The organism is Verrucosispora sioxanthis, assembly GCF_010560025.1.
Lineage (GTDB): Bacteria > Actinomycetota > Actinomycetes > Mycobacteriales > Micromonosporaceae > Micromonospora > Micromonospora palythoicola.
Genome location: NZ_SAIY01000008.1, coordinates 231,898 through 256,015 on the forward strand (window position 1 = coordinate 231,898; position 24,118 = coordinate 256,015).

Here is a 24,118-nt window from a genome sequence, read left to right on the forward strand (position 1 = left end):
ACAGGGCCCCGAGCGTCGCTCGGGGCCCTGTCGTTCGTCGGTCGCGGTCCGCCTCAGACCGGTGCCGGGCTCCTGCCGGTGCTCACCTGCTCGATGACGTCGAGCACCTCCCGGCCCTGATCCACCAGGTACATGTGGTCGCCGGGAAACTCCACGTAGCTGAACTCGCCGGTGGTCGCCGTCTGCCACTGCCGAGCCTCCGCGGCGGTCACCAGGCCGTCGGAGTCACCTCGCAGCGAGCAGATCGGCACCGGTACCGGCCCGTCGAAGCTCGGCAGGTAGGCCTCGTGCATCTCGCAGTCGGCCTGCAACGCGGGAAGGATCAGCTCCCGCATCTCCGGATGGTCGAGCGCCTCGTGCCGGAAGCCGGCGAACTCCTCGACCCGGGCGAGGAACTCGTCGTCCGGTAGCCCGGCCGCCCGCCTCTCCCGCTGCGTCCACGGCCCCGGTGAACCGCTGACGATCAGCCGCTCCACCACGATGCCCCGGCTGCTCAGCAGGGGCACCAGCTCGTACGCGAGCACCGCGCCCAAGCTGTGTCCGAACAGCACGGTCCGGGTACCGGCGCCGAGGTCGGCGGCGATGGTGTCGACCTCGGTCCGGGCCGCTTCCACCACGTTGCGGTACGGCTCCTCCAGGAATCGCCGTTCCCGGCCCGGCAGCTCCACGGAGGTGACGCGCCACCGGCCGGCCGCCAGCTCGCGCCACGGGTGGAAGAAGGAAGCACCCGCTCCCGCGAACGGCACGCACAACAGCGTGCCGCGCTCCCGCGCCTCATCGGTCGCGCCCTGCCCTGTCATCTCAGATCAGCTCCTGTCCTTCGCCGGTTGTCGGTTCACTGCGCCGCGAGCTTGCGGTTGATGACCTCGAAGATCTCGGCCACCGGGCCGGGCAGGTTCATCTCGTGGTGCGTGGCGTGCACGTCGTACTCCTCGATGGCGCCGAGGACGTACGGCCGCCACAGGTTCGCGTACAGGTCGTCCTTGAGCACCGCGTTGAAGAACAGCACGTCACCGTCGTAGACCGGCGACTCGAACGTCATCATGAGCTGGGAGTTGTTGGCCAGTACCCGGGCCATGACGTCGATGGAGTCCTGCTGGTTGTCGGTGCCGATGTACTGGCCGAAGAAGTCCTCCAGCTCGTCCCGGTAGTCCTCGACGGTCTTGTTGGCATGGATCTCGGTCCAGCCGTGCCCGCCGGGCTGCGAGTCGAGGATGGCGGTCAGGGCGATCTCGTGCCCGCGCCGGGCGAGGCCGGCCGCGACGGCCTGGGCCACGGTGCCACCGTAGGACCAGCCGATCAGGTGGAAGGGACCGTCCGGCTGGATCTTCAGCATCTCCTCGATGTAGCCGTCGACCATCTCCTCGACCGACGACACCAGCTCACCGACGCCGTTGTAGCCGCGCGACTGCAGGGCGTACGCCGGCCGGTCCGGCACGTGCACCACGAAGCTGAAGTACGCCCAGCCCAGCCCGCCTCCCCCGTGGAAGAACCACAGCGGCGGCTTGCCCGTGCCGGGGTCGATGTTGAGCGGCAGCACCACGCCGAGCGGGTCGGCGATCTCCCCGGCGGGCTGACCGATCAGCAGCAGCGACGCCAGCTCGGCCACGGTGGGGAACTTGATGATCGTACGGAGTGGGAACTCGATGCCGAACTCCTTGCGGATGCGCACGCTGAGCCGGGTGGCCAGCAGCGAGTGTCCACCGAGGGCGAAGAAGTCCTCGTCGACCCCGACGGTCTCCCGGCCGAGCAGCTCGCCGAAGATCGCGCACAGCCGCTGTTCCTGGGAGGTACGTGCCTGTCGACCGGTCGCCTTGCTGGTGTCCTCCTCGGGCAGCGCCCGACGGTCGAGCTTCCCGTTCGGCGTGAGCGGCAGCTTGGCGAGGGCGATCACCGTGGCCGGCACCATGTAGTCCGGCAGGCGTCCGCGCAGGTACGTGGTGAGTTCGGTGCGGAGCTGGTCCGCCGCGACACCGGCGGTGGGCGCCGGCACCACGTAGCTGACGATGCTCTTGTCGCCCTGCTGGTTCTCGCGCACCACGACGGCGGCCTGCGCCACGCCGGGGTGCCCGGCCAGCACGTGCTCGATCTCTCCCAGCTCGATCCGGAAGCCCCGGACCTTCACCTGGAAATCGGTGCGCGCGATGTACTCCAACTGCCCGGCCCGGTTCCACCGCGCCAGGTCTCCGGTCCGGTACATGCGCGATCCGGCCGGCCCGAACGGGTTGGGCACGAACCGCTCGGCGGTCAGGTCCGGTCGGCCCTGGTAGCCACGGGCAAGGCCGTCGCCGGCGAGGTACACCTCCCCGGCGACGCCGCGCGGCACCGGGCAGAAGCGCGAGTCGAGCAGGTACACCTGGGTGTTGCCGATCGGGGTGCCGATCGCCACCGGCGCTCCCGGAGTCAGCGGCGCCATGGTCGACCAGGTCGTCGTCTCCGACGGGCCGTACCAGTTGCCCACCTCGGTGGCCTGCGTGGCCAGCGTCTCGGCGAGGCGGGCGGGCACCGCCTCCGCCCCGGTCATGATGCGCAGCCCCCGCGCGGCGTCCGGGTCGTGGGCGAGCAGCATCTGCCAGAAACCCGGCGTGGCCTGCACCACGCTGACCTCGTTGCGGCGGATGTACGCCAGCACCGCCGCCGGATCGGTGACGGTCTCCTTGGCCGCCATCACCATCGTCGCGCCGGTGACGAACGGCAGGTACAGCTCGGTGTTCGCCATGTCGAAGGAGACCGTCGTGCTGAACAGCATCCGTTCCCCCGGCGACAGCGGGAACCGCCGCTGGACGGAGGCCAGGAAGTTCGCGACCGCACCGCGCGGGATCGTCACGCCCTTCGGCGCGCCGGTGGAACCGGAGGTGTAGATCACGTACTGGGTGTTCGCCGGGTGCGCCACCACCGCCGGCGGCAGGTCCGGACAGCCCGAGCAGTCGGCGCCGGCGAGCGTGTCGTCGTCGAGCACCAGCACCGGCTTCGCCTGCGCCAGGATGTGGTCGAGGCGGGAGCGTGGGTGCTCCGGGTCCAGCGGTACGTAGGCGCCGCCGGCCTTGAGAACCGCCAGGAGCGCCACCATCAGGTTCACCGTCCGGGGCAGGCACACGGCGACCAGCGACTCGGCTCGCACGCCGCGCTCCACCAGCCAGTGCGCCAGCCGGTTCGACCGGATGTCCAGCTCCTGGTAGGTGAGCGAGTCGTCCTCGGTGAGCACCGCGAGTGCCTGGGGTGACTCCTGGACCCGGCGGCTCACCGCCGCCAGCAGCCCGCCCTCCAGCGTCGGCTCGGCGGTGTCGTTCACCTCCACCAGCAGTCGCTCGCGCTCCGCCGCGCTGAGCACGTCGACGTCGCCGACGCACCGGGTCGGGTCGGCGACCACCTGCTCCAGGACGCGGACGAAGCGCGCGGCCATGGCCTCGACGGTGTCCCGGTCGAACAGCCTGGTCCCGTACTGGATGTCGCCGTAGAGCACACCCGCCACGTCGTCCAGGGTCATGCTGAAGAAGAGGTCGACCATGGCCTTCGTGGTGAGGGCCTGCTGGAACTCGGCCGTGAGCCCCGGGAAGTCGAGCACCGGCTTGGCGAAGTTCTGCCAGCCGCACATCACCTGGAACATCGGCCGGTACTTGGCCGAGCGGTCCGGATTGATCTCCTCGACCAGCACGTCGAACGGCACGTCCTGGTGCTCGTACGCGGTGAGTGCCTTGTTGCGCACCTGAGCGAGCAGGTCCAGGAAGGTCGGGTTGCCGGACAGGTCGACGCGCAGCACCAGGTTGTTGACGAAGCAGCCGACCAGGTCGGCCAGCGCCTCGTCGGTCCGCCCGGCGATCGGGGACCCGATCGGCACGTCCTCGCCGCCGCCGAGCTTGCTCAGCAGCACCGCCAGCGCGGCCTGCACGATCATCGACATGGTCATGCCGCGCTCGGCGGCGAGGCGTTCCAGCCCGGCGGTGACGGCGGGCCGCACTACGAAGGCCACCGCGTCGCCGTCGGTGCTCAGGTCCGCCGAGCGTGGATGATCCAGCGGCAGGTTCAGCGGCTGGGGTACGCCGGTGAGTTCCTTGCGCCAGTACTCCAGCTGCGCCGCGGCGAGGCTGTTCGGATCCTTCAGGTCACCGAGCACCTCCCGCTGCCACAGCGTGAAGTCCTTGTACTGCACGGGCAGCGGCTCGAACTCCGGGGCTCGACCCGCCCGCCGGGCGCCGTAGGCCGTGGCCAGGTCCCGGGCCAGCGGGAAACTGGAGCTGCCGTCGGTGGCGATGTGGTGGATGGCCAGGACGAGGACGTGCTCGCGGGGCGAGGAGCGGATCAGGGTGGTCCGGAACGGAACCTCGGTCGCCAGGTCGAAGGTGTGCGCGACCGCGCTGTCGACCGCACCGGACACCTCCTCCGGCAGCACCTCCAGCACCGGCGTCTCCACCCGGGCCAGCGCCTCGGCCACCGGCAGGATCCGCTGGTACGGCTCGCCCTGGTCGTCCACCACGTAGGTGGTGCGCAGGATCTCGTGCCGCTCGACCACGTCCCTGATCGCCGCGTCCATCGCGGACAGGTCCAGGTCCCCGGTCAGCCGCAGGGCCGCCGACATGTTCCAGGTCTCGCCACCCTCCAGTTGGTGCAGGTACCAGTAGCGGCGCTGGGCGAAGGACAACGGAATCATGTGCTTACTCCTCTACGGTCATCTTGCGCAAGCGAGGGCGACGCGGAGCTGCCGGTGCTTCCAGTCCCGCCCGGTCCAGCCAGTCGGCGAGCGCGGCCACCGTGGGCCGGTCGAAGATCGTGCGGATGGGGATCTCCGCTCCGGTCTCCGCCCGGGCCCGGCTGATCAGCCGGGTGGCGAGCAGTGAATGCCCGCCCAGTTCGAAGAAATCGTCGTCGACGCCGACCCGCTCCAGCCCCAGCACCTCGGCGAAGAGCCTGGTCAGGCACTCCTCTCGCGGGGTGCGCGGCGCCCGGTAGTCGGTCCCGCCGAACTCCGGCTCGGGCAGCGCGGCCCGGTCCAGCTTGCCGTTGGCCATCAACGGCAGCCGGTCCAGCAGCACGAAGGCGGAGGGCACCATGAAATCCGGCAACCGCTCGGCGGTGTACCGGCTGAGCTCCGCGGCGTCGACCTCGCCCACGGCCACGACGTAGGCGGCGAGCCGGGCGCCGGTGCCCGCGCCCGGCCGGGACACCACGACGGCCTGTTCGACCGCCGGGTGCGCGCCGACGATCGTCTCCACCTCGCCCGGCTCGATCCGGAATCCGCGCACCTTGACCTGTGCGTCGCCGCGGCCCGCGTACTCCAGCTGCCCGTCGTCGTTCCACCGGGCCAGGTCGCCGGTGCGGTACATCCGGGCGCCGGGCGGACCGAAGGCGTCGGCGACGAAGCGCTCGGCGGTCAGGTCGGCCCGGCCGTGGTAGCCACGACCGACGCTGCCACCGACGTACAGTTCGCCGACCACCCCCGGCGGTACCGGCGCCAGGCCAGGGCCCAGGACGTAGGCGCGCATGTTGCCCAGCGGGGTGCCGATCGGCACGCTGCCCGCCGGGTTCGACGCGTCCTCGGCAACCGTGCAGGTGGTGGCGTAGAACGACTCGCTCTGCCCGTAGGCGTTCACCACACGTACCCCGGGGAAGGCCTGCCGCGTCTTCTCCACCAGCGAGACGGGGAGGGCCTCACCGGCGAAGACGACGGTCTCCACACTGGTACGGCCGGCGATCTCGGCGACGAGTTCGGCGAAGGCGGACGGCACGGTGGAGATGACGCTGCCGTGCCAGCCCGCCGGCTCGGCCAGGGCCAGCACGTCCCGGACCAGCTCGACGACGCCGCCGGTGGCCAGTGTCGTGAAGATCTCGAACGCCGAGACGTCGAAGTTCACCGAGGTGCCGGCGAGCAGCCGCTTGCCGGGCGCCAGGCCCACCCGGGACGCGAGCCGCAGCACGCCGTTGACCACGTTCGCGTGCGTGATGGCCACCCCCTTGGGCCGGCCCGTGGAGCCGGAGGTGTACATCACGTACGCCAACTGCTGTGCCTGGGCCCGCGGTTCACCGCCGGTGTGGTCGCCGGACAGGTCGAGCGTGTCCAGCAGGACGTCCGGCGCGTCGTGCTCCGGCAGCACCGCGACCGTCGCGGAGTCGGTCAGGACGAGGCACGGCCGGGCCTCCCCGAGGATGGCGGCGGTGCGGGCGCTGGGATACCGGGGGTCGACCGGCAGGTACGCGCCGCCCGCCCGCAGGATCGCCAGCAGGGCGACGACCAGATCCGCCGAGCGCGGCAGCGACACCGCCACCACCGACTCCGGGCCCACGCCACGGCCGGACAGTTCGTCCGCCAGTCGGGCGGCCCGGGCGGTCAACTCGCGGTACGTGAGCGACTCGCCCTCGGCGACCACGGCGACCTCGTCCGGGGTCCGCGCCGCCTGGGCCTCGACGAGCCCGACGATCGTGGTCTGCGGAGTCGGCGTGGCCGTGTCGTTGACCTCGGTGAGCAGCAGGTTGCGTTCGGCCGGGTCCAGGATGTCGAGCTGCGCGACGGTCAGGCTCGGGGTGGCCACGATGTGCCGCAGGACACGGGCGAGACGCGCTGCCAACGTCTGCACCGCGTCCGGGCCGAAGACACCCCGCGCGTACTGCAGGAGCAGTTGGAGCTGTGGATCCGCCGCCGCCATCAGGGTCAGCGGATAGTTGGTGGCCGTCGACGGACGCAGGCCGGTGAAGGCGACACCTTCCGCGGCGTCGGTGGCGGCGTCGAGCGCGTCCCGGTCGACCGGGTAGGACTCGAAGACGACGAGCGTGTCGAACAGCGACGACAGGCCGACCGCCTGCTGGATCTCGGTCAACCCGTAGTAGTGGTGCTCCAGCAGGCGGGCCTGCCGACCCTGCAGCCGGGTGAGGACCGCCGCGACGGTGTCGCCGGGCGCGTACTCGACGCGTACCGGAAGGGTGTTGATGAACATGCCGACCGTCGAGTCGACACCGGACACCGCGGGCGGACGCCCGGAGACGGTCGCGCCGAACAGCACGTCCTGGCGGCCGGTGAGCTGGCCGAGCAGCAGCGCCCAGGCACCCTGGACCAGGGTGTTGACGGTGATGCCCCACTCGGCCGCCCGCCGGACGAGGGCCTGCGCCTCGTCCGGGTCGAGCGCGACGGCGAGCTGACCGACCCCCTCGACGGCCACCTGGTCCGAGCCGGGAGCGAGCAGAGTGGGTTCCTCGATCCCGGCCAGCTCGGCCGCCCACACCCGCGCGGACTCCTCGTCGTCCTGCTGGGCGCGCCAGCGCAGGAACTCACCGAAGTCACCGGAGACGGGCAACCCGGTCGGGTCGCCGCCGGAGGCGTAGAGCAGCAGCAGGTCCCGCATCAGCAGCGGCATGGACCAACCGTCGATCAGCACGTGGTGGGCGGTCAGCACCAGTTCCGCGCGGCCGGGCGTCGTGACGACCAGGGCCATCCGGATCAGCGGTGGGCTGGCCACGTCGAAGTGCGCGGACCGGTCGTGGGCGAGGAAGCGCTCGAACCTGTCGGTCCGCTCCGCCTCGTCGACCGTGGTCAGGTCGTGGTACTGCCACGGTAGGGACACCTCCTGCGGCACCACCTGCACCACCCCGCCGTCCGCGCGGTCGACGAAGGCGGCCCGGAGGCTGGCATGCTGCCCCACCAGCGCCTGCGCGGCGCGGCGCATGCGCTCCGGGTCGACCGCGCCGGACAGGTGGAAGACCAGCTGCATGTGGTACGCGTCGAACGACGACCCGGCCAGCATGGTGTGGAACAACATCCCGGACTGCACCGGCGTGGTCGGCCAGACGGTGGCCAGCGCACCGAACCGGGTCTCCCACGCGTCGATCTCCGCCTGGCTCACCTCGACCAGGGGCGCGTCGCTCGGGGTCAGCCCACCGGCGTCGGGGGTGGTGGCGTGGCGCGCCAGGGCGGTCAGCGCGTCGACCCACAGCCCGGCCAGTTCGGTCACCTCGTCGCGGTCGAGCACGCCGGTGGGGAAACCGAAGTAGGCGGTCAGCTCGTCACCGTCGGCGGTGCTCGCGGCGACAGCGTTGATCTCCAGCGCCGACAGCGCCGGCATGTCCGGGTCCGGGGCGGCGATCAGATCCCGGTACGCGGTGTCCGGCGCCCAGCCCAGGCCGCGTAGTTCCTCGGGGATGTCCGCGCCGGAGGAGCGGCCCAGGTAGTTGAAACCGATCTGCGGCTCACGCGTCCCGGCCAGCGCGGCGGCGGTGTTCGGGTTCAGGTGGCGCAGCAGGCCGTAGCCCGTGCCGCTGTCCGGCACGGCCCGTAGCTGCTCCTTGACCGCCTTGATCGCCCGGCCGGCGGCCGGACCGCCGGCGAACGCGTCCACCACGTCGACGCCCGCCAGGTCCAGCCGCACCGGGAACATCGCGGTGAACCATCCGACGGTGCTCGACAGGTCGGCGCCCGGGACCACGTGTTCGGCCCGGCCATGCCCTTCCAGCCGCACCAGCGTCGAGGCGCCCGATACGCCCCGCGTCGCACGCCAGCGACTCAGCGCCAGCGCCAGGCCGGCCAGCAGCCCGGCGTCCACACCGGCCCGGAACACCGTGGGCACGGTGGTCAGCAGGGTCTGCGTGACCTCCGGCGGCACCTGGACGCGCAACGTGTCCACGGTGGCCGCGACGTCGCGGGCCGGATCGAGCGGACGTGCACCCAGCACCGGCTCGTCGGCCCGCAGGATCTCCTGCCAGACGGGCAGTTCCGCCACTCGTTGCGGGCTGGTCGCGGCATCGGCCAGCCCCGACAACCACCGCCGTAGCGAGGTGCCCACCGCCGCCGGTGGTGTGGGCCGGCCGCCACTGACCCGCTGCCAGGCGGCCACCAGGTCCGGGACCAGGATCCGCCACGACACCCCGTCGACGACCAGGTGGTGCAGCACGATCAGCAGCCGGTCCACGTCCGTGTCGGAGGTGAATCGCACGAACTGCGCCATCACACCCGCGTCCGGGTCCAGCCGGTCCGCGGCCGCGTCCAACTCCACCCGCACATCGGCGTCGCCCAGGACGACGTCGCGCAGCAACACGTCGGCGTCCACGGTGCCGACGGCCGCCATGACGATGCCCGACCCGGCCCGGTCGAGCCGGGACCGCAGCACGTCGTGCCGGTCCAGCACGGCCTGCAACGTCGCGACGAGTCCGGCCCGGTCGATGCCCTCGGGCAGGGTGAGCATCGCGGACATGCAGAACCGGCCGACACCCCCGCCCAGCGCGAGCACGTGCGCCGCCGTCGGCGGCAGGGGCGCCCAGCCCACGCCGCCACCCGGAAGCTCGGCCAGGGTCACCGGCTCCTCGTCCGCCCGGCCGTCGACCAGTTCGGCGAGCCGGGCGACGGTGCGGTGCTCGAAGATCTCCCGGGGGCTGAGGACCAGCCCACGCGTCTTGGCCCGCGCGGCGACCTGGATGGAACGGATACTGTCGCCGCCGCTGGTGAAGAAGTCGTCGTCGATCCCCACCGGCCCGCCGCCCAGGACGTCGGCGTACACCTCGGCCAGCAGCTGCTCCACCGCGCTGCGCGGCGCCCGATGCTCGGTGCCGGCGAACTCCGGCACGGGCAACGCGCCCCGGTCCAGCTTTCCGCTCGCCGTCAACGGCAGCCGGTCCAGCACCACGAACTGGGTCGGGACCATGTAGTCCGGCAGCCGCTCGGCCGCGAACGCGCGCAGCTGCGCCGGGGACACGTCGGCCACCCGTTGCGGACCGCCACCGGTGGCGCTGTCCGGCGGCGCCACGTAGCCGACGAGCCGGGCCCGGCCGCTGTGGTCCTCGCACACGGTCACCGCCGCCCGGCCGACCTCGGGGTGTCGGGTGAGGACGGTCTCGATCTCGGTCGGCTCGACCCGGATGCCGTTCACCTTCACCTGCGTGTCGACACGTCCCGCGTACCGCAGGTGACCGTCGTCGTCCCACCGGGCCAGGTCGCCGGTCCGGTACATGCGCGCACCGGCCGGGCCGAAGGGGCAGGCGACGAACCGCTCGGCGGTCGACCCGCCGTCGCGGTGGTAGCCGCGGGCGAGCCGGCCGCCGACGTACAGCTCACCGATCACGCCGGGCGCGACCGGAGCGAGTTCGGGCCCCAGCACGTAGGCGCGCATGTTGGCCAGGGGCGCTCCGATCGGTACCGCTTCGGAGCCGGCCAGCTGCTGCGGGACCGGGTAGGTGGTGGCGTAGAAGCTCTCCGTCTGCCCGTACGCGTTGACGACGCGGACGCCGGGCAGGGCGCGCCGCACCTCGTGGACCAGATCCGCCGAGAGGGCCTCACCCGCGAACACGACGGTTTCCACGTCGAGTGCGGGGCGCGCCGCAGGGTCCGAACCGAGCTGGTCCAGCAGGGCGGCGAACACTGTGGGCACGGCGCTGACGGTGGTCCCCGACCAGCCGCCACGTTCGGCGAGTTCGAGCACGTCACGGACGATCTCGATGCTCGCGCCCGTGGTCAGCGCGGTGAAGGTCTCGAACACCGAGACGTCGAAGTTCACCGACGTCGCGGCCAGCATCCGGGAGTCCGCCTCGACCCGCAGCCGGCGGCGCAGGTCCCACACGCCGTTGACCACACCGCCGTGGGTGACCGCGACCCCCTTGGGCACGCCGGTCGACCCGGACGTGAACATCACGTACGCGAGATGCTCCGGCCGCACACCGGTCTGCGGCAGCTGCGCCGCCGGGCCGTCCAGGCACAGGTCGTCGAGCCGCAGCACCGACGGCGCGCCGACGACCACCGCCGCCGTCGCGGCGTCGGTCACCACCAGGGCCGGTCGGGCGGCCTCGAGCAGGAGGGCGACCCGCCCGGCCGGGTAGGCAGGGTCGACCGGCAGGTAGGCCCCGCCGGCCTTGAGCACGCCCAGCAGCGTGACCACCAGGTCCACCGATCGTGGCAGGGCCACGGCGACCAGGACGTCCGGCCCGACACCGCGCTGCCGCAGCAGCGCGGCCAGCCGGCTCGCGCGGACGTCGAGTTCCCGGTACGACAACGTGGTCGGTCCGCACACCACCGCCGTCGCGTCCGGGGTGCGGACCACCTGGGCGGCAACCAGCTCCGCGACCGTGGCGTTCGGCACCGGTGCCGTCGTCCGGTTCAGCAGGACCAGCCGGTCCCGCTCGGCGTCGGTGAGCAGCTCCACCGCCGCGAGTCGCGCCGCGGGATCGGCGACCACCTGCCGCAGCACCCGCAGATAGCGGTCGACCAGGTGCTCGGCCGTGGCCGGGTCGAACAGTTCGGTCGCGTACTCCAGCCGCCCGTAGGCACCGCCGGCCGGTGCCGGGACGATGTTGAAGAAGAGGTCGAACTTGGCGGTCCCGGTGCCCGCCGGGACCGGGGTGACCCGCAGCCCCGGCAGTTCGACCTGCGCCCATTCGAACTGCCAGGCCAGCATCACCTGGAACAGCGGCTGGTAGGCGGTGGTCCGGTCCGGGCTCAGCAGCTCCACCAGACGCTCGAACGGCACGTCCTGGTTGTCGTACGCGGCCAGGGCCCGGTCCCGGACCTGCCTGAGCAGATCCTCGAACGTCGGGTTCCCGGACAGGTCGACGCGCAGCACCCAGGTGTTGGCGAAGAAGCCGATCAGGTCGTCGAGTTGCTCGTCGGCGCGCCCCTCGATCGGGCTACCGATCGTCAGGTCGTTGCCGGCGCCGAGATGGTGCAGCAGCACCGCCAGCGCGGCCTGAGCGACCATCGGAGCCGTGGCGCCGTGCTGCGCGGCGATCTTGGCGACGCCGGTGAGCAGCTCCTCGTCCAACTCGAAGTCGACGTGACCGCCCTGGTGGCTGGCCGCCGTCGGACGCGGCCGATCCAGCGGCAGGTTCACCGGTTGCGGCACGTCGGCCAGCTCCGTACGCCAGTACTCGACCTGCGCCGCGGCGATGCTGTCCGGGTCGGACTCGTCACCGAGCAGCTGCTGCTGCCAGATCGTGTAGTCCTTGTACTGCACCGGCAGCGGGGCCCACTGTGGTGCGGCACCCCGCAGCCGGGCCGAGTACGCCGTCACCAGGTCCCGCAGGAACGGCCCCATCGACGCCCCGTCCGCGGCGATGTGGTGGAACACGAACGCCACCAGGTGCTCCTGCGGAGCCTCCTGGAAGATCGTGACCCGCAGCGGAATCTGCGTCTGCAGGTCGAACCCCTGGCGTACCGCGGCCTGCACCGCGGCGTGCGAGGCGTCGCGGGCGACGGTGAGGAACCGGCTCTGGAAGACCGCCTCCTCGGGTGACAGCACCCGCTGTTCGGGGGTGCCGTCCGCGTTCTCGACGATGAGGGTGCGCAGGCTCTCGTGCCGCGCGATGACATCGGTGAAGGCCGCGCACAGCGCCGCCGTGTCCAGTGGCCCACTCAGGCGCAGGACGAACGGGATGTTGTACGTCGCGGACGCGCCCTCCAGGCGGTGGAGGAACCACATCCGGCGTTGGGCGAAGGACAACGGGATCATCGACGCACTCCTACACGTTCATCGGGCGCAGCTGAGGGCGACTTGAGGTGGAGAGCTTCTCGATCTGCGCCGCCAGCTGGGCGACAGTCGGACTGCGGAAGACCATGGTGACCTTGACGTCGACCTTGAGTTCCTTGCGGATACGGCCGATCAGGCGAGTGGCCAGCAGGGAGTGGCCGCCGTGCTCGAAGAAGTCGACGTCGATGCCGACCTCGTCCACCCCGAGCAGCTCGGCGAAGAGCCGGCAGAGGACCTCCTCGGTGTGGTCACGCGGTCCCCGCCCGGTCGCGGTGGTGGACTGCTCCGGGGCGGGCAGCGCGTTGCGGTCGAGCTTCCCGCTCGACGTCAGGGGAAGTCCGTCCAACGGGATGATCGCCGAGGGGACCATGTACTCGGGCAGGCTCTGCCGGGCCTGCTCGGTGAGCGCCGTCAGGTCCAGCCGCGCGGCGTCCCCGGCCGCGTCGGCCGGTACGACGTACGCGACGAGCCGTTGGTCGCCGGGGCGGTCCTCGCGCAGCACCACCACCGCGGTGCCGACCTGCGGGAGTGCGGTGAGCACCTGCTCGATCTCGCCCAGTTCGATGCGGAACCCGCGAACCTTGACCTGGAAGTCGGACCGACCGAGGTACTCGACCTGGCCCTCCTGGTTCCAGCGCACCAGGTCGCCGGTGCGGTACATCCGGGATCCGGGCGCGCCGAACGGACAGGCGACGAACCGGCCGGCGGTCAGCCCGGTCTGTCCCAGGTAGCCGCGGGCCAGCCCGGCGCCGGCGAGGTACAACTCGCCGACCACTCCGGGCGCGACCGGGCGCAGCGACCCGTCGAGCACGTAGACCTGGGTGTTCCACACCGGCGCGCCGATCGGCACCCGGTCCGCGCCCGGCACGTGCCGCCACGCCGTGACCTCGACCGCGGCCTCGGTCGGACCGTAGAGGTTGTGCACCTCGCAGTCGGGCAGCAGGTCGACCGCCGCGTTGGCCAGGGCGGCGGGGAACGCCTCCCCCGCGACCTCGATCCAGCGCAGGCTGTCGCACTCCTTGGCCGTGGGCTCGGTGAGGAAGGCGTCCAGGAGGCTGGGCACGAAGTCCGCGCCCGTCACCCGTTCCCGCTGGATCAGGTCACTGAGATAGGCGGGGTCGCGGCGTCCGTCCGGCCGGGCGATCACCACGGCGGCGCCGACCTGTAGCGGTGCGAACAGCTCCGGCACCGACACGTCGAAGCTCGCGGTGGTGCTCAGCAGCACGCGGTCCTCGGCGCCGACGTCGAAGTGCGCCAGGCCCCACCTGAGCCGGTTCATGATCGCCCGGTGCGTCACCTGCACGCCCTTGGGCACACCGGTCGAGCCGGAGGTGTAGATGACGTACGCGGCGTTCTCCGGCGACAGCGTACGCGGCGGGTTCTCCGTCGGGTGGCCGGACACGTCGGGCAGGTCCTGGTCGAGCACCAGCAGCGGCCGCGCGCTGTCCAACACCTTGCGGACCCGGTCGGCCGGCAGCTCGGTGTCCAGCGGCAGATAGGCCGCGCCGGCCTTGACCACCGCGTAGATCGCCACCAGGAGGTCCACCGAGCGGGGAATCCGCACCGCGACCAGCTGCTCGGGTCCGGCACCCTGGTCGACCAACCAGTGCGCCAACTGGTTGGCGCGCCGGTTGAACTCACCGTACGTCAGGTTCTCCCGCTCGTGGATCAGCGCCAGCCGGTCCGGGTCGCGCTCAACCTGGGCCTCGAACGCGCCGGGTAGCGTGTCCGCGGGCACCGGGTGTGCGGTGTCGTTGACCTTCCGCAGCAACCAGTCCCGCTCGTGGTCGGAGAGCACGTCCACGGCGCCGACGGCGGTCGTCGGATCGTCGAGCATCTGCTCCAGCACCCGGACGAGTCGCGCGGCGATCACCTCGGCCGCGTCCCGGTCGAACAGGTTGGTCTGGTAGTCGAGGGAGAGCCGCAGGTAGGGGTCGGAGGAGTTGAGCGTGAGCGGGTAGTGCGAGCCGGCGAGCGGCCGGATGCGGTCGATGGTGAAACCGGCGGCGGTGTTCGCCTCGACGATGCCGACCCGGTCGATCGGATAGTTCTCGAACACGACGATCGTGTCGAACAGGGCGGGCAGCCCGGTGCCCCGCTGGATGTCGGCCAGCCCGTAGTAGTGGTGGTCGAGCAGCGCGACCTGCCGGTTCTGCAGCTCGGTGACGACCTCGCCGATGCTGTCGTACGGCCGGCAGTACGCCCTGGTCGGCAGGGTGTTGATGAACAGGCCGACCATCTCGTCGGAACCGGTGAGCTCCGCCGGGCGACCGTTGACCGCGGCGCCGAACACCACGTCCGGCCGGCCGGTCAGCTTCGACAGCAGGATCGCCCACGCGCCCTGCAGCAGGGTGTTCAGGGTGACTCCGAGTTGCGCGGCCCGCCCGGCGAGCTCGCGTCCCTGGTCGATCGAGAACGGCACCTCGACGCGCCCGAGAGCGGAGGCCTCCTCGGCGATCGGGGTGTCCGGTGCCACGATGGTCGGCTGGTCGAAGCCGGCGAGTTCGGCCTGCCACCGGGCGGCCGACTCCTGGCGGTCCTGGCGGGACAGCCAGGCCAGGTAGTCGCCGTAGTCGCGCACCGGCGGCAGCGCCTGGTTGTCGGCGTAGAGCTGGACCAGATCCTTGATCACCAGAGGTGACGACCAGCCGTCGAACAGGGTGTGGTGTGCCGTGATGACCAGCTTGGCCCGCTGCGGTCCGCAGGTGAGCAGGGCCAGGCGCAGCAGCGGCGGCCGGGTGGGGTCGAGCCGGTCGGCCCGGTCCTCGGCCAGCAGGCGGTCCAGCGCGGCGTGCTGTTCCGCGTCGCCCTGCCCCGTCAGGTCCATGTGCCGCCAGGGCAGGGCGACGTGTTCCGGCACGACCTGGACGGGATCGCCGTCGGTCGCGGTGAGGAACGCGGAGCGCAGGTTCGGGTACCGGCGCAGCAACGCCTGTCCGGCCGACCGAATCCTCGTGGGTTCGACGGGTCCGGACAGGTGCAGCACGAACTGCATGTGGTAGACGTCGAAGGTGTCGTCGGCGAGCGCGGCCTGGAACTGGATGCCGGACTGGCCCGGTGCCTGCGGCCACACCTCGGCCAGCCGGCCGTAGCGCTGCTCCCAGCTCTCGATCTCGTCCTGCCGGACCGAGACCAGCGGGGCGTCCGAGGGGGTGAGGCCACCGATGGGCGTACGGGCGGCGTACGCGGCCATGCCCCGCAGCACGTCGGCCCACAGGTCGGCCAGTTCGGTGACCCGCTCCCGGGACAACACCCCGGAGGGGAACATGAAGATCGTCTGTAGCTGGGTGCCGTCGGCGGTGTCCACGGCGACCGAGTTGACCTCCAGTGCGGACAGGGCGGGCAGGTCCGGGTCGGGCATCGCGATCAGTTCGGTGGACCAGGACGCCGGCACCCACCCATGGGCACGCAGGTGTTCGGGCACGTCCGTGTCGGAGATCCGGCCGAGGTAGTTGAAGCCGATCTGCGGTGGCGGGTAGTCGGCGAGCTGCTCGCCGGTCTCCGGGTTGAGGTAGCGCAGCAGTCCGTAGCCCAGCCCCTTGTCGGGCACCTCACGCAACTGCTCCTTGACCAGCTTGATCGCCGTACCGGCGGCCGGGCCGCCGACCAGCACGTCGGCGAGGTCGACCCCGGGTACCGCCACCCGGGCCGGGTACATGCTGGTGAACCACCCCAGGGTCCGGGACAGGTCCGCGCCGGGCACGACGTCCTCCTCGCGGCCGTGCCCCTCCAGCCGCACCACGGTGGGTAGCGGCGCACCGCGCCACCGGTCGAGGGCCAGGGCCAGCGCGGCGAGCAGCACGTCGGTCCCGGTCGCCCGGAAGGCCGCCGGCAGCTCGGTCAGCACGACGTCGGTGACCTCGGCGGGCAGCCGCAGTCGCACGGTCTCGACGGTGCCCATCAGGTCCACCGTCGGGTCGAACATCCGCTGGCCCAGCGGCGGGTTCGGTAGCTCTAGCAGGTCACGCCAGTAGGCCAACTCGGTCTCCCGCTGCGGGGAGAGCGCCTCGTCGGCCAGGGCGGCGGTCCACCGGCGCGCCGACGTGCCGACCGCGGGCAGGTCGGCCGGGCGGCCGGAGCCGATCCGGTGCCACGCCTCGGCGAGGTCCGACATCAGGATGCGCCAGGAGACACCGTCCACGACCAGGTGGTGCAGCACGACGAGCAGTCGACCGGTGCCGTCGGTGGCGGCGAACCAGACGAAGTCGGCCATGATCCCGGCTTCCGGGTCGAGCCGACCGAGCGCAACCTGCAGCTCCGACTGCGCCCGCGCCAGCGCGGACGGTTCCGCCCAGTTGCCGTCGCAGGCGACCGGGTGCAGCAGGTCGCCCGCCCGTACGCTGCCCGGTGGGCGGACGTCGAGGCTGAGGTCGCCGTCGCGGACCAGCCGCGCACGCAGCAGGTCGTGCCGGTCGAGGACGGCGTCCAGCGTCGCGGTCAGCCCGTCCGCGTCGATGCCGACCGGCAGCTCGAGCGTCATGGCCATGGCGAAGCGGTCGATCGCGCCGCCGTGTTCGAACACCTGCCGGGCCACCGGGGGCAGCACCATCGGGCCGACCCCGCCACCGGCGTCCTCGACGAGCGCGGGGGTGCGGTCACTTCGGGCGCTCGCCAGCTCGGCGAGCCGGGCCACGGTGCGGCCCTCGAAGATCTCCCGGGTGGTCAGGTGCAGGTTGCGCGCCCGGGCCCGGGCGACCACCTGGATCGAGCGCAGGCTGTCCCCGCCGATGCCGAAGAAGTCGTCGTCGATACCGACCCGGTCGACCCCGAGCACGTCCGCGTACGCCGTGGCGATGATGGACTCGGCCTCGGTGCGCGGCGCCCGGTAGGTTCCACCGGAGAACTCCGGTTCGGGCAGGGCAGCGCGGTCCAACTTGCCGGTCGGGCCGACCGGAAGTCGGCTCAGGGCGACGAAGGCCGACGGCACCATGTAGTCGGGCAGCCGTGCCGCGACGAACTCGCGCAGCTCGGCCGCGGAGGCGCCGGCCTGCACGTCGACGTCGCCGATGCCGCCGGCACCGTCGTCGCCGACCCCACCGTCGCCGGTGTGGACCACGTAGGCGACGAGCCGCCGCCCGCCGCCGGGGACCTCGCGGGTGATCACGACGGCCTCGCTGATCCCGGGATGCTGCGTGCAGGCCGCTTCCACCTCGGCCGTCTCGATGCGGAAACCGCGCACCTTGACCTGGCTGTCGTCGCGACCGACGCACTCCAGTTGGCCGTCGGCCCGCCAGCGGACCAGGTCGCCGGTGCGGTACATCCGCTCGCCGGCCGGACCGAACGGGTTGGCCACGTAGCGTTCGGCGGTCAGGCCCGGTTGACCGTGGTAGCCGCGCCCGAGCGAGGCGCCGGCGACGTACAGCTCGCCGAGCACCCCCTGCGGTACCGGCACGAGTCCCGGACCCAGCACGTAGGCGCGCACGTTGTCCAGCGGGGTGCCGATGGGCGCGACGTCGCTGTGCGTCCAGTCCTGGTTCGCCGGCAGGGAGAAGGTGGTGGCGTAGAAGCTCTCGCTCTGCCCGTACGAGTTGACGATCTGCACGTCGGGCCGGACCTCGCGGATCTGCCGCATCAGGCGGCCGGGCAGCACCTCACCGGCGAGGACGACGGTACGGACGTTCGGTGCCCGGTCCAGGTGGGCGGCCAGTTCGCCGAGCACCGACGGCACCGCGCTGACCACGTGCCCGTCCCAGCCGTCACGCTCGGCGAGTGTCAGCGCGTCGGACACCACCTCGACCGTGCCGCCGGTGGACAACGTGGTCAGCAGCTCGAAGACCGAGACGTCGAAGTTGACCGAGGTGCCGGCCAGCATCCGCCATCCGGGTGGCGCGTCCAGGCGGCGGGTCAACGCCCGCACCCCGTTGACGACGTTGCGGTGGGTGATCGCGACGCCCTTCGGCCTGCCGCTGGAGCCCGAGGTGTACATGACGTACGCGAGGTTGTCGGCGGCCGGCGGCCGCACCGCTGTGGTCCCGTCGGGCGCGGCCCACTGGTCGCGGTCGTCGAGGTTGACGACCGACATGTCGTCGTGGGGCAGCTCCGCCAAGGTCGCGGTGTCGGTGACGGCGAAACGCGGACGCGCCTCGGCCAGTACGCCCGCGGCCCGGGCGCCCAGATACCGCGTGTCCATCGGCAGGTACCCGGCACCGGACCTGAGGATCCCGAGCAGGCCGACCACCAGGTCCGCCGAGCGCGGCACCGCCAACACGACCAGGTCCTCCGGAGTGGCCCCGCGCCGCAGGAGTTCCCGGGCGAGCCGGTCGGCCCGGTCGTCGAGTTCGCGGTAGGTGAGCGTCCGGCCGTCGCAGACCACCGCCACCGCGTCCGGGGTGCGGGCCGTCTGACGCTCCACCAGCTCCGGGATCGTCTGCTCGTCGACGGTCGTGGCGGTGTCGTTGAACCGGGTGAGCAACCTGTCGCGTTCGGCCGGCGCGAGCACGTCGGTCCGGTCGACGTCGCGGTCCGGGTCGGCGACGAGCTGGCGCAGCACGCGCGTGAAGCGGGCGGCGACGCCCTCGACCGTGTGCCGGTCGAACAGGTCGGTGGCGTACTCCAGGCGGACGCCGGCGCCACCGGAACCGTTCGGGATGATGTTGAAGAACAGGTCGAACTTGGCCGTTCCCGTCTCCAGGGTCTCCGACTCGGTCCGCAGACCGGCGAAGCTGAGCTCGCCCAGGGGTTCCTGCCAGGCGAGCATCACCTGGAAGAACGGGTGGTACGCGGTCGAGCGGTCCGGGTTCAGCAGCTCCACCAGCCGTTCGAACGGCAGGTCCTGGTTGTCGTAGGCGCCCAGGCAGCGATCACGCACCCGGTCGAGCAGCTGACGGAAGCTCGGGTTGCCGCTGAGGTCGACCCGCAGCACCCAGGTGTTGACGAAGAACCCGACCAGGTCACGCAGCTCCTCGTCGACCCGGCCGGCGATGGGCGCGCCGATCGGCACGTCGTCGCCGCACCCCAGGTGGCGCAGCAGCACCGCCAGCGCGGAGTGCATGACCATCGACACCGTGACGTCCTGCTCGGCCACGAGTCGCTGCACGGCCGCGAGCAGCTCGGGTTCGATCGGGAACTCCACCAGGTCGCCGTGCGAGCGCATCACTCGCGGACGGGGCCGGTCCGTCGGCAGCGCCAGAGGCTGCGCCAGACCGTCGAGCGCCGCACGCCAGTACGCCAACTGCCGCGCGGCCACACTCTCCGGGTCCGACTCGTCACCGAGCATCTCCTGCTGCCACAGCGTGTAGTCGGCGTACTGGAGCGGCAGCGGCTCCCACTGTGGTGCCCGTGCCTGGCGACGCGCCGCGTACGCGGTGCTCAGATCGCGCAGCAGCGGCCCCAGCGACTCCCCGTCCAGGGCGATGTGGTGCACCACCAGGACGAGGGTGTGCGCATCAGGTCCGGTGCGCAGCAGCCGGGCGCGGATCGGTGTGTCGGTGGCCAGGTCGAAGGTCTCCTTGGCCACCGCGTCGACCGCCGCCGGCAGGTCCGCCTCCGCGACCTGCACGGCCGGCAGGTCGAACGGCCTGGCCCCGGACGGCAGCACCTCCTGATAGGGGATCCCGTCGTCGCCTTCGACGATCACGGTACGGAGAACCTCGTGCCGGTCGATGACGTCCCGGAGCGCTGACTCCAGCGCACCGACGTTCAGCTCACCGGTCAACCGCAAGGCGAAAGCGCCGTTATAGGTCGGCGACGGCCCCTCGAACCGGTCCACAAACCACAACCGGCGCTGCGCGAACGACAACGGAATCATTGTTTCTCCAAATCGGCGAACCTGGGGAGCAGAACGTCAGTCAGTCCTGGTCGAGCAGAGCCAGAAGTTCCTCGTTGTAGAAGTCGTCGATGGAGATCGCCCCCGACAGGGTCGAGAAGTAGCGATCGATGTGCTCCTGGTGACCGACCAGCTTGCGCAGCATGTCCGTGCGCCCCTCGGGCTTGAGTTCGGCCACGTTGAGAGCGCCCTGGTAGTGGTTGAGGGCCTCGTTGCCCAGGCTGCGCTCGTAACGCCGCAGCGCCGAGCGCAGCGCACGCTCGTCGTGCAGGTCCGTGCCGACGTAATCGGTGAGCGTCTGTGCCTGCACCCACGCCTCGGTGATGCCCCGCGCGGTGATCGAGTCCTTGTGGTTGACCGCGTCGCCCACCAGCACCCAGCCGGGCCCGTACGCCTTGCGGAAGTAGTTCTCCTGGTGCCCGGTGCCGTACAGCTGCTCCACCCGCTCGCCGGACTGCATCCGCTCGTACAGCTCGGGTGCCGTCGTGCGGAACGCCTCCAGATAGGAGGGCTCCACCGCCTTGCGGACATCGCCGAAGTCGGCCTGCGGGAAGTAGGTCATCAGCAGGGTCAGGTCGTTGTTCGTGGGTACCACGCCGATCCAGCGACCGGGCCGCTCGTAGAGCTCGAAGTTCGCCGGCACCCCGGCCCAGTAGCTGTAGTAGACGCAGGTCAGCCGGGCGTGCTCGATCACGTTCGGCGCGCCGACCTTGCGGGCGACGAGCGAACGCATGCCGTCCGCGCCGACCACGAGCCGCGCCCGTTCGGTCGTCTGCACGCCAGCGGGCGTGGTGTACCTGACCCCCACGACCCGGTCGTCCTCGTAGATCAGGTCGTTGACCGTGCACGACTGCTGGAACTCCGCCCCGGCCCGCACGGCACCCGCCGCGAGGATGGGGTCGAGGACGTACCGCCGGGGCGCGTACGTGGTCCGCAGGCCGTTGATCGGCAGGGAGAACCCCTCCACCCGCACTCCGGGTGCCTCGTACACCTGGTGGGTGATGGGCTGGACATCGGTGGCGCGCAGCTCGTCGAGCAGCCCCCACCGGTCGAGCAGCGCCACGCCCTGCGAGTGCAGGTAGTGCGAGGAGAGGGTGTCCTGCGGGAACTTCGCCTTCTCCAGGAGCAGGACCCGGTACCCCTGCCGCGCGAACAGCATGGCCGTCGGCGAACCCGCGCAACGGGCACCTATGACAATGACGTCGTACATGGCGCCTCTCTTAACCAGGCTTCACGATTGATACGGCCCCGGACGGGGCCGGGTGAGGTAAGCGTTCACACAGCGCGGAAAGAGCCGCTGTGCAGCGTCGGCAGGCCGGTGTGCGCCGCTATCCGGTCGTGGCCTGCGCGGATTCGATGTACGCCGAGATGGATGCCACCGTCGGGTTGCGGAACAGCTGGTCCACGGGCACCTCGACACCCAGTTCGACGATGAGGGACCGCTGAATTCGGGCCATTATCACCGACTGGCCACCGAGGGCGAAGAAGTCGTCGTCGACAGCCACGTCGTCCCGCCCGAGTTCGCGGCGCCAGATCGCGTGCACTCTTTCGGTAATCATCACGTTCCCTTCGTCGGTCATCGGGCCGGTGAGCCGGTCCGCAGCTCGTCGAGCAGCGCCGCGCGGTCGACCTTCCCGTGCGGCGTCAACGGCAGTCGGGCGATGGTGCGGAATCGGGCCGGGACCATGTTCCGCGGCAGGGACTCCAGCAGGCGGGCACGCACGTCGTTGTCGGCCAGCTCGGCACCGGTCGGCACCAGGAATGCGGTCAGCTCGCCGGAGCCGTCGGGGCTCACCACGACGGCGGCCTGCCGGACTCCGGTCAGCCGGCCCAACGCCCGTTCGATCTCGTGCGGATCGATACGCATGCCGCGCACCTTCACCTGCGTGTCCATCCGGCCCAGGACGATGAGCTGACCGGTGTCGGTGACGTATCCGCGGTCGCCGGTGCGGTAGATGCGCACCGGAGCGCCGTGGACCTGGATCGTGGTGAATCGCGCCGACTCGGGACCCGAGCCGTTCAGGTAACCCGCGCCGACGCTGCGGCCGGCGATGCAGATCTCGCCCGGTTTCCCGGTGGGTATCCCGCGCAGTTGCTCGTCGAGGATGTGGATGTCGGTGTTGTAGCCGGGCCGGCCGACCGGCGCGATGTCGTGCTCGTCGCTGCGATAGTCGGCGAGGTCGTACGAGGTCGCGACGTCCGCGCACTCGGCGACGCCGTACTGGTGCAGCAGGGTGCAGGTGTTTCCCTCGGCCCTGGCCCAGTCCAGGACGCGCTCGACGTGCAGCGGCTCCCCGCCGAACAGCACGTAGTCCAGCCGGGTGAGGGCGTCTCCGCCGCTCGCGACCTCCCAGTCCACCAGGACGTAGAGAGTGGACGAGGCGCAGTTCACCGTCCGGATCTCGTGCTCGGACAACATCCGGTACGCCATCGCGGCGTCGAAGTTCCGGCTGGCCATGAGGTACTGGGTGGCGCCGCAGAACAACGGCATCATCAGGCTGCGCTGCGAGAGGTCGAATCCGAACGCGCTGACCACGAGGTTGTGCGACTCGCGATGCAGGTCGAACTCGAAGGTCAGCCAGTTCAGGAGGTTGAACCAGTTCTCGTGCCGGACGGCGGTCAGCTTCGGCGTACCGGTCGAGCCCGAGGTGAAGACCGCATAGCAGAGATCCTCGCCGGTGAGCGGCACGTCGGGGTTGACCGCCGGCATCGCCGCCAGCTCGTCGGACGCCTGCGTCAGGTCGATGACCGGGGCGTTCGCGCATTCCACCAGCTCGATCGTGGCGGGCGCGGCGACGATCGCGGCGAGCTGCGGTATCTGCCCCAACAGCAGTCGCAGGCGGGCGGCCGGGTAGGCCGGGTCCAGCGGTACGTAGGCCGCACCCGCCTTGAGGGTGCCCAGGATGGCGACCAGCATGTCGATCGAATAGTCGAGGCAGACACCGACCTTGGCGCCAGGTCCGTGCCCGCGCCCGGCGAGCAGATGCGCGAACTGGTTGGCTCTGGCGTTCAGGTCCCGGTACGACACGCGCTGCCCGGCACAGTGGACCGCGATGGCGTCGGGGGTGTCCGCGGCGTGTGCCTCGAATCGATGGTGGACCACCGGCACCGAGGGCAGCGGTACTCGTTTACCCGGAAGAATCATCAACCTACTCCGATGTGACGGGTGGCCGGCCGGCCTGGTTGCCGGATCACCACGAGGGGGACGGTGCGGCGTCGTCAGGCGACGCGCCGATCGACGGCGTCGAGGACACGGGTGACCCATTCGTCGACGGAGAGACCGCGCGCGGCGGCCAACTTCGAGTAGCAGTCCAGTTGGTTCGCGGACAGCTCAATGGTGATCTTGGTGGTCGAGCCCTTGCGCTTCCCGGCGTCGCTCGCCTCTGCCAGCTGCACGACGCCCTGACTCTGGTCGCCGTCGGCGACCGGAGGTGCGGCGTTCGCGCCGCGCTCGGCCAGGCTGGCCCGAACCGCCTTGCGGAGTTCGTTGCGCGACCACTTCTGCTGCTCGGCCTTGCGCAGCCAGTAGTCCTGCTCCGCCGGTGCCAGGCGGGCCAGCTCGGCATGGTGGGCGAAGCTGAGCGTGTCCCGCCGCCGGCCCTGCTCGAACCGCCGGGCCACCCACGCGTAGTTGCGCAGAGTCTGGTAGTCCAGGCCGGTCCGCTCGATGGCCTCCCGGTACCGCCGCCACCCGTACGTGACCTCTCCGAAGATCAGCCAGTCGGCGAGCCACCAGGCCGACGAGTTCGCCAGCTCGCGGAGACTGCTGCCGATCTGTTCCCAGGATCGCTCGGACAGACCCTGCGGGAAGACCATTCCCGACTTCCGTACCGTTGCCTGGTTGCCGACGAACGAGACCACGAGATCGTGCTGCATGGGTCCGCCGGCGCCCACCGGTCTGGTTCGGCATTCGTCCACGGTC

8 protein-coding genes are annotated in these 24,118 nt (G+C 71.3%); all 8 read right to left on the reverse strand.

The features are described from left to right. Positions 1-53: 53 nt before the first annotated feature. Positions 54-800: a thioesterase II family protein gene (locus ENC19_RS22550; RefSeq protein WP_164449076.1), complete on the reverse strand. Its 747-nt coding sequence runs from the start codon at positions 798-800 to the stop codon at positions 54-56. Between the two features lie 35 nt (positions 801-835). After that, complete coding sequence (locus ENC19_RS22555; protein WP_164449077.1) at positions 836-4,648, reverse strand: non-ribosomal peptide synthetase; 3,813 nt, start codon at positions 4,646-4,648, stop codon at positions 836-838. A 4-nt stretch (positions 4,649-4,652) separates the two neighbouring features. Continuing rightward, the gene (locus ENC19_RS22560; protein WP_164449078.1) at positions 4,653-12,413 is read right to left on the reverse strand and encodes a non-ribosomal peptide synthetase; all 7,761 of its coding nucleotides are present in this window, start codon (positions 12,411-12,413) and stop codon (positions 4,653-4,655) included. Between the two features lie 10 nt (positions 12,414-12,423). Then, positions 12,424-20,178 carry a non-ribosomal peptide synthetase gene (locus tag ENC19_RS22565; RefSeq protein WP_164449079.1) on the reverse strand — a complete coding sequence of 2,585 codons (7,755 nt, stop codon included), beginning with the start codon at positions 20,176-20,178 and terminating at the stop codon, positions 12,424-12,426. Between the two features lie 40 nt (positions 20,179-20,218). After that, positions 20,219-21,406, reverse strand: coding sequence for an NAD(P)/FAD-dependent oxidoreductase (locus ENC19_RS22570; RefSeq protein WP_164449080.1), 1,188 nt, complete (start codon positions 21,404-21,406; stop codon positions 20,219-20,221). 118 nt (positions 21,407-21,524) lie between these two features. After that, positions 21,525-21,755, reverse strand: coding sequence for an acyl carrier protein (locus tag ENC19_RS22575; RefSeq protein WP_166458962.1), 231 nt, complete (start codon positions 21,753-21,755; stop codon positions 21,525-21,527). Between the two features lie 17 nt (positions 21,756-21,772). After that, a complete protein-coding gene (locus ENC19_RS22580; protein WP_328824345.1) occupies positions 21,773-23,299 on the reverse strand; it encodes an amino acid adenylation domain-containing protein in 1,527 nt (508 codons plus the stop codon). Between the two features lie 116 nt (positions 23,300-23,415). Then, on the reverse strand, positions 23,416-24,072 hold the full coding sequence (locus tag ENC19_RS22585; protein ID WP_164449082.1) for an LmbU family transcriptional regulator: 657 nt from the start codon (positions 24,070-24,072) through the stop codon (positions 23,416-23,418). Positions 24,073-24,118: the final 46 nt, after the last annotated feature.

What these genes read in the sequence shown, in the direction of transcription:
- ENC19_RS22570 (WP_164449080.1), bottom strand. Translation starts at nt 21,406, where the DNA reads ATGTACGACGTCATTGTCATAGGTGCCCGTTGCGCGGGTTCGCCGACG.
- ENC19_RS22565 (WP_164449079.1), bottom strand. Translation starts at nt 20,178, where the DNA reads ATGATTCCGTTGTCGTTCGCGCAGCGCCGGTTGTGGTTTGTGGACCGG.
- ENC19_RS22560 (WP_164449078.1), bottom strand. Translation starts at nt 12,413, where the DNA reads ATGATCCCGTTGTCCTTCGCCCAACGCCGGATGTGGTTCCTCCACCGC.
- ENC19_RS22585 (WP_164449082.1), bottom strand. Translation starts at nt 24,072, where the DNA reads ATGCAGCACGATCTCGTGGTCTCGTTCGTCGGCAACCAGGCAACGGTA.
- ENC19_RS22575 (WP_166458962.1), bottom strand. Translation starts at nt 21,755, where the DNA reads ATGATTACCGAAAGAGTGCACGCGATCTGGCGCCGCGAACTCGGGCGG.
- ENC19_RS22555 (WP_164449077.1), bottom strand. Translation starts at nt 4,648, where the DNA reads ATGATTCCGTTGTCCTTCGCCCAGCGCCGCTACTGGTACCTGCACCAA.
- ENC19_RS22550 (WP_164449076.1), bottom strand. Translation starts at nt 800, where the DNA reads ATGACAGGGCAGGGCGCGACCGATGAGGCGCGGGAGCGCGGCACGCTG.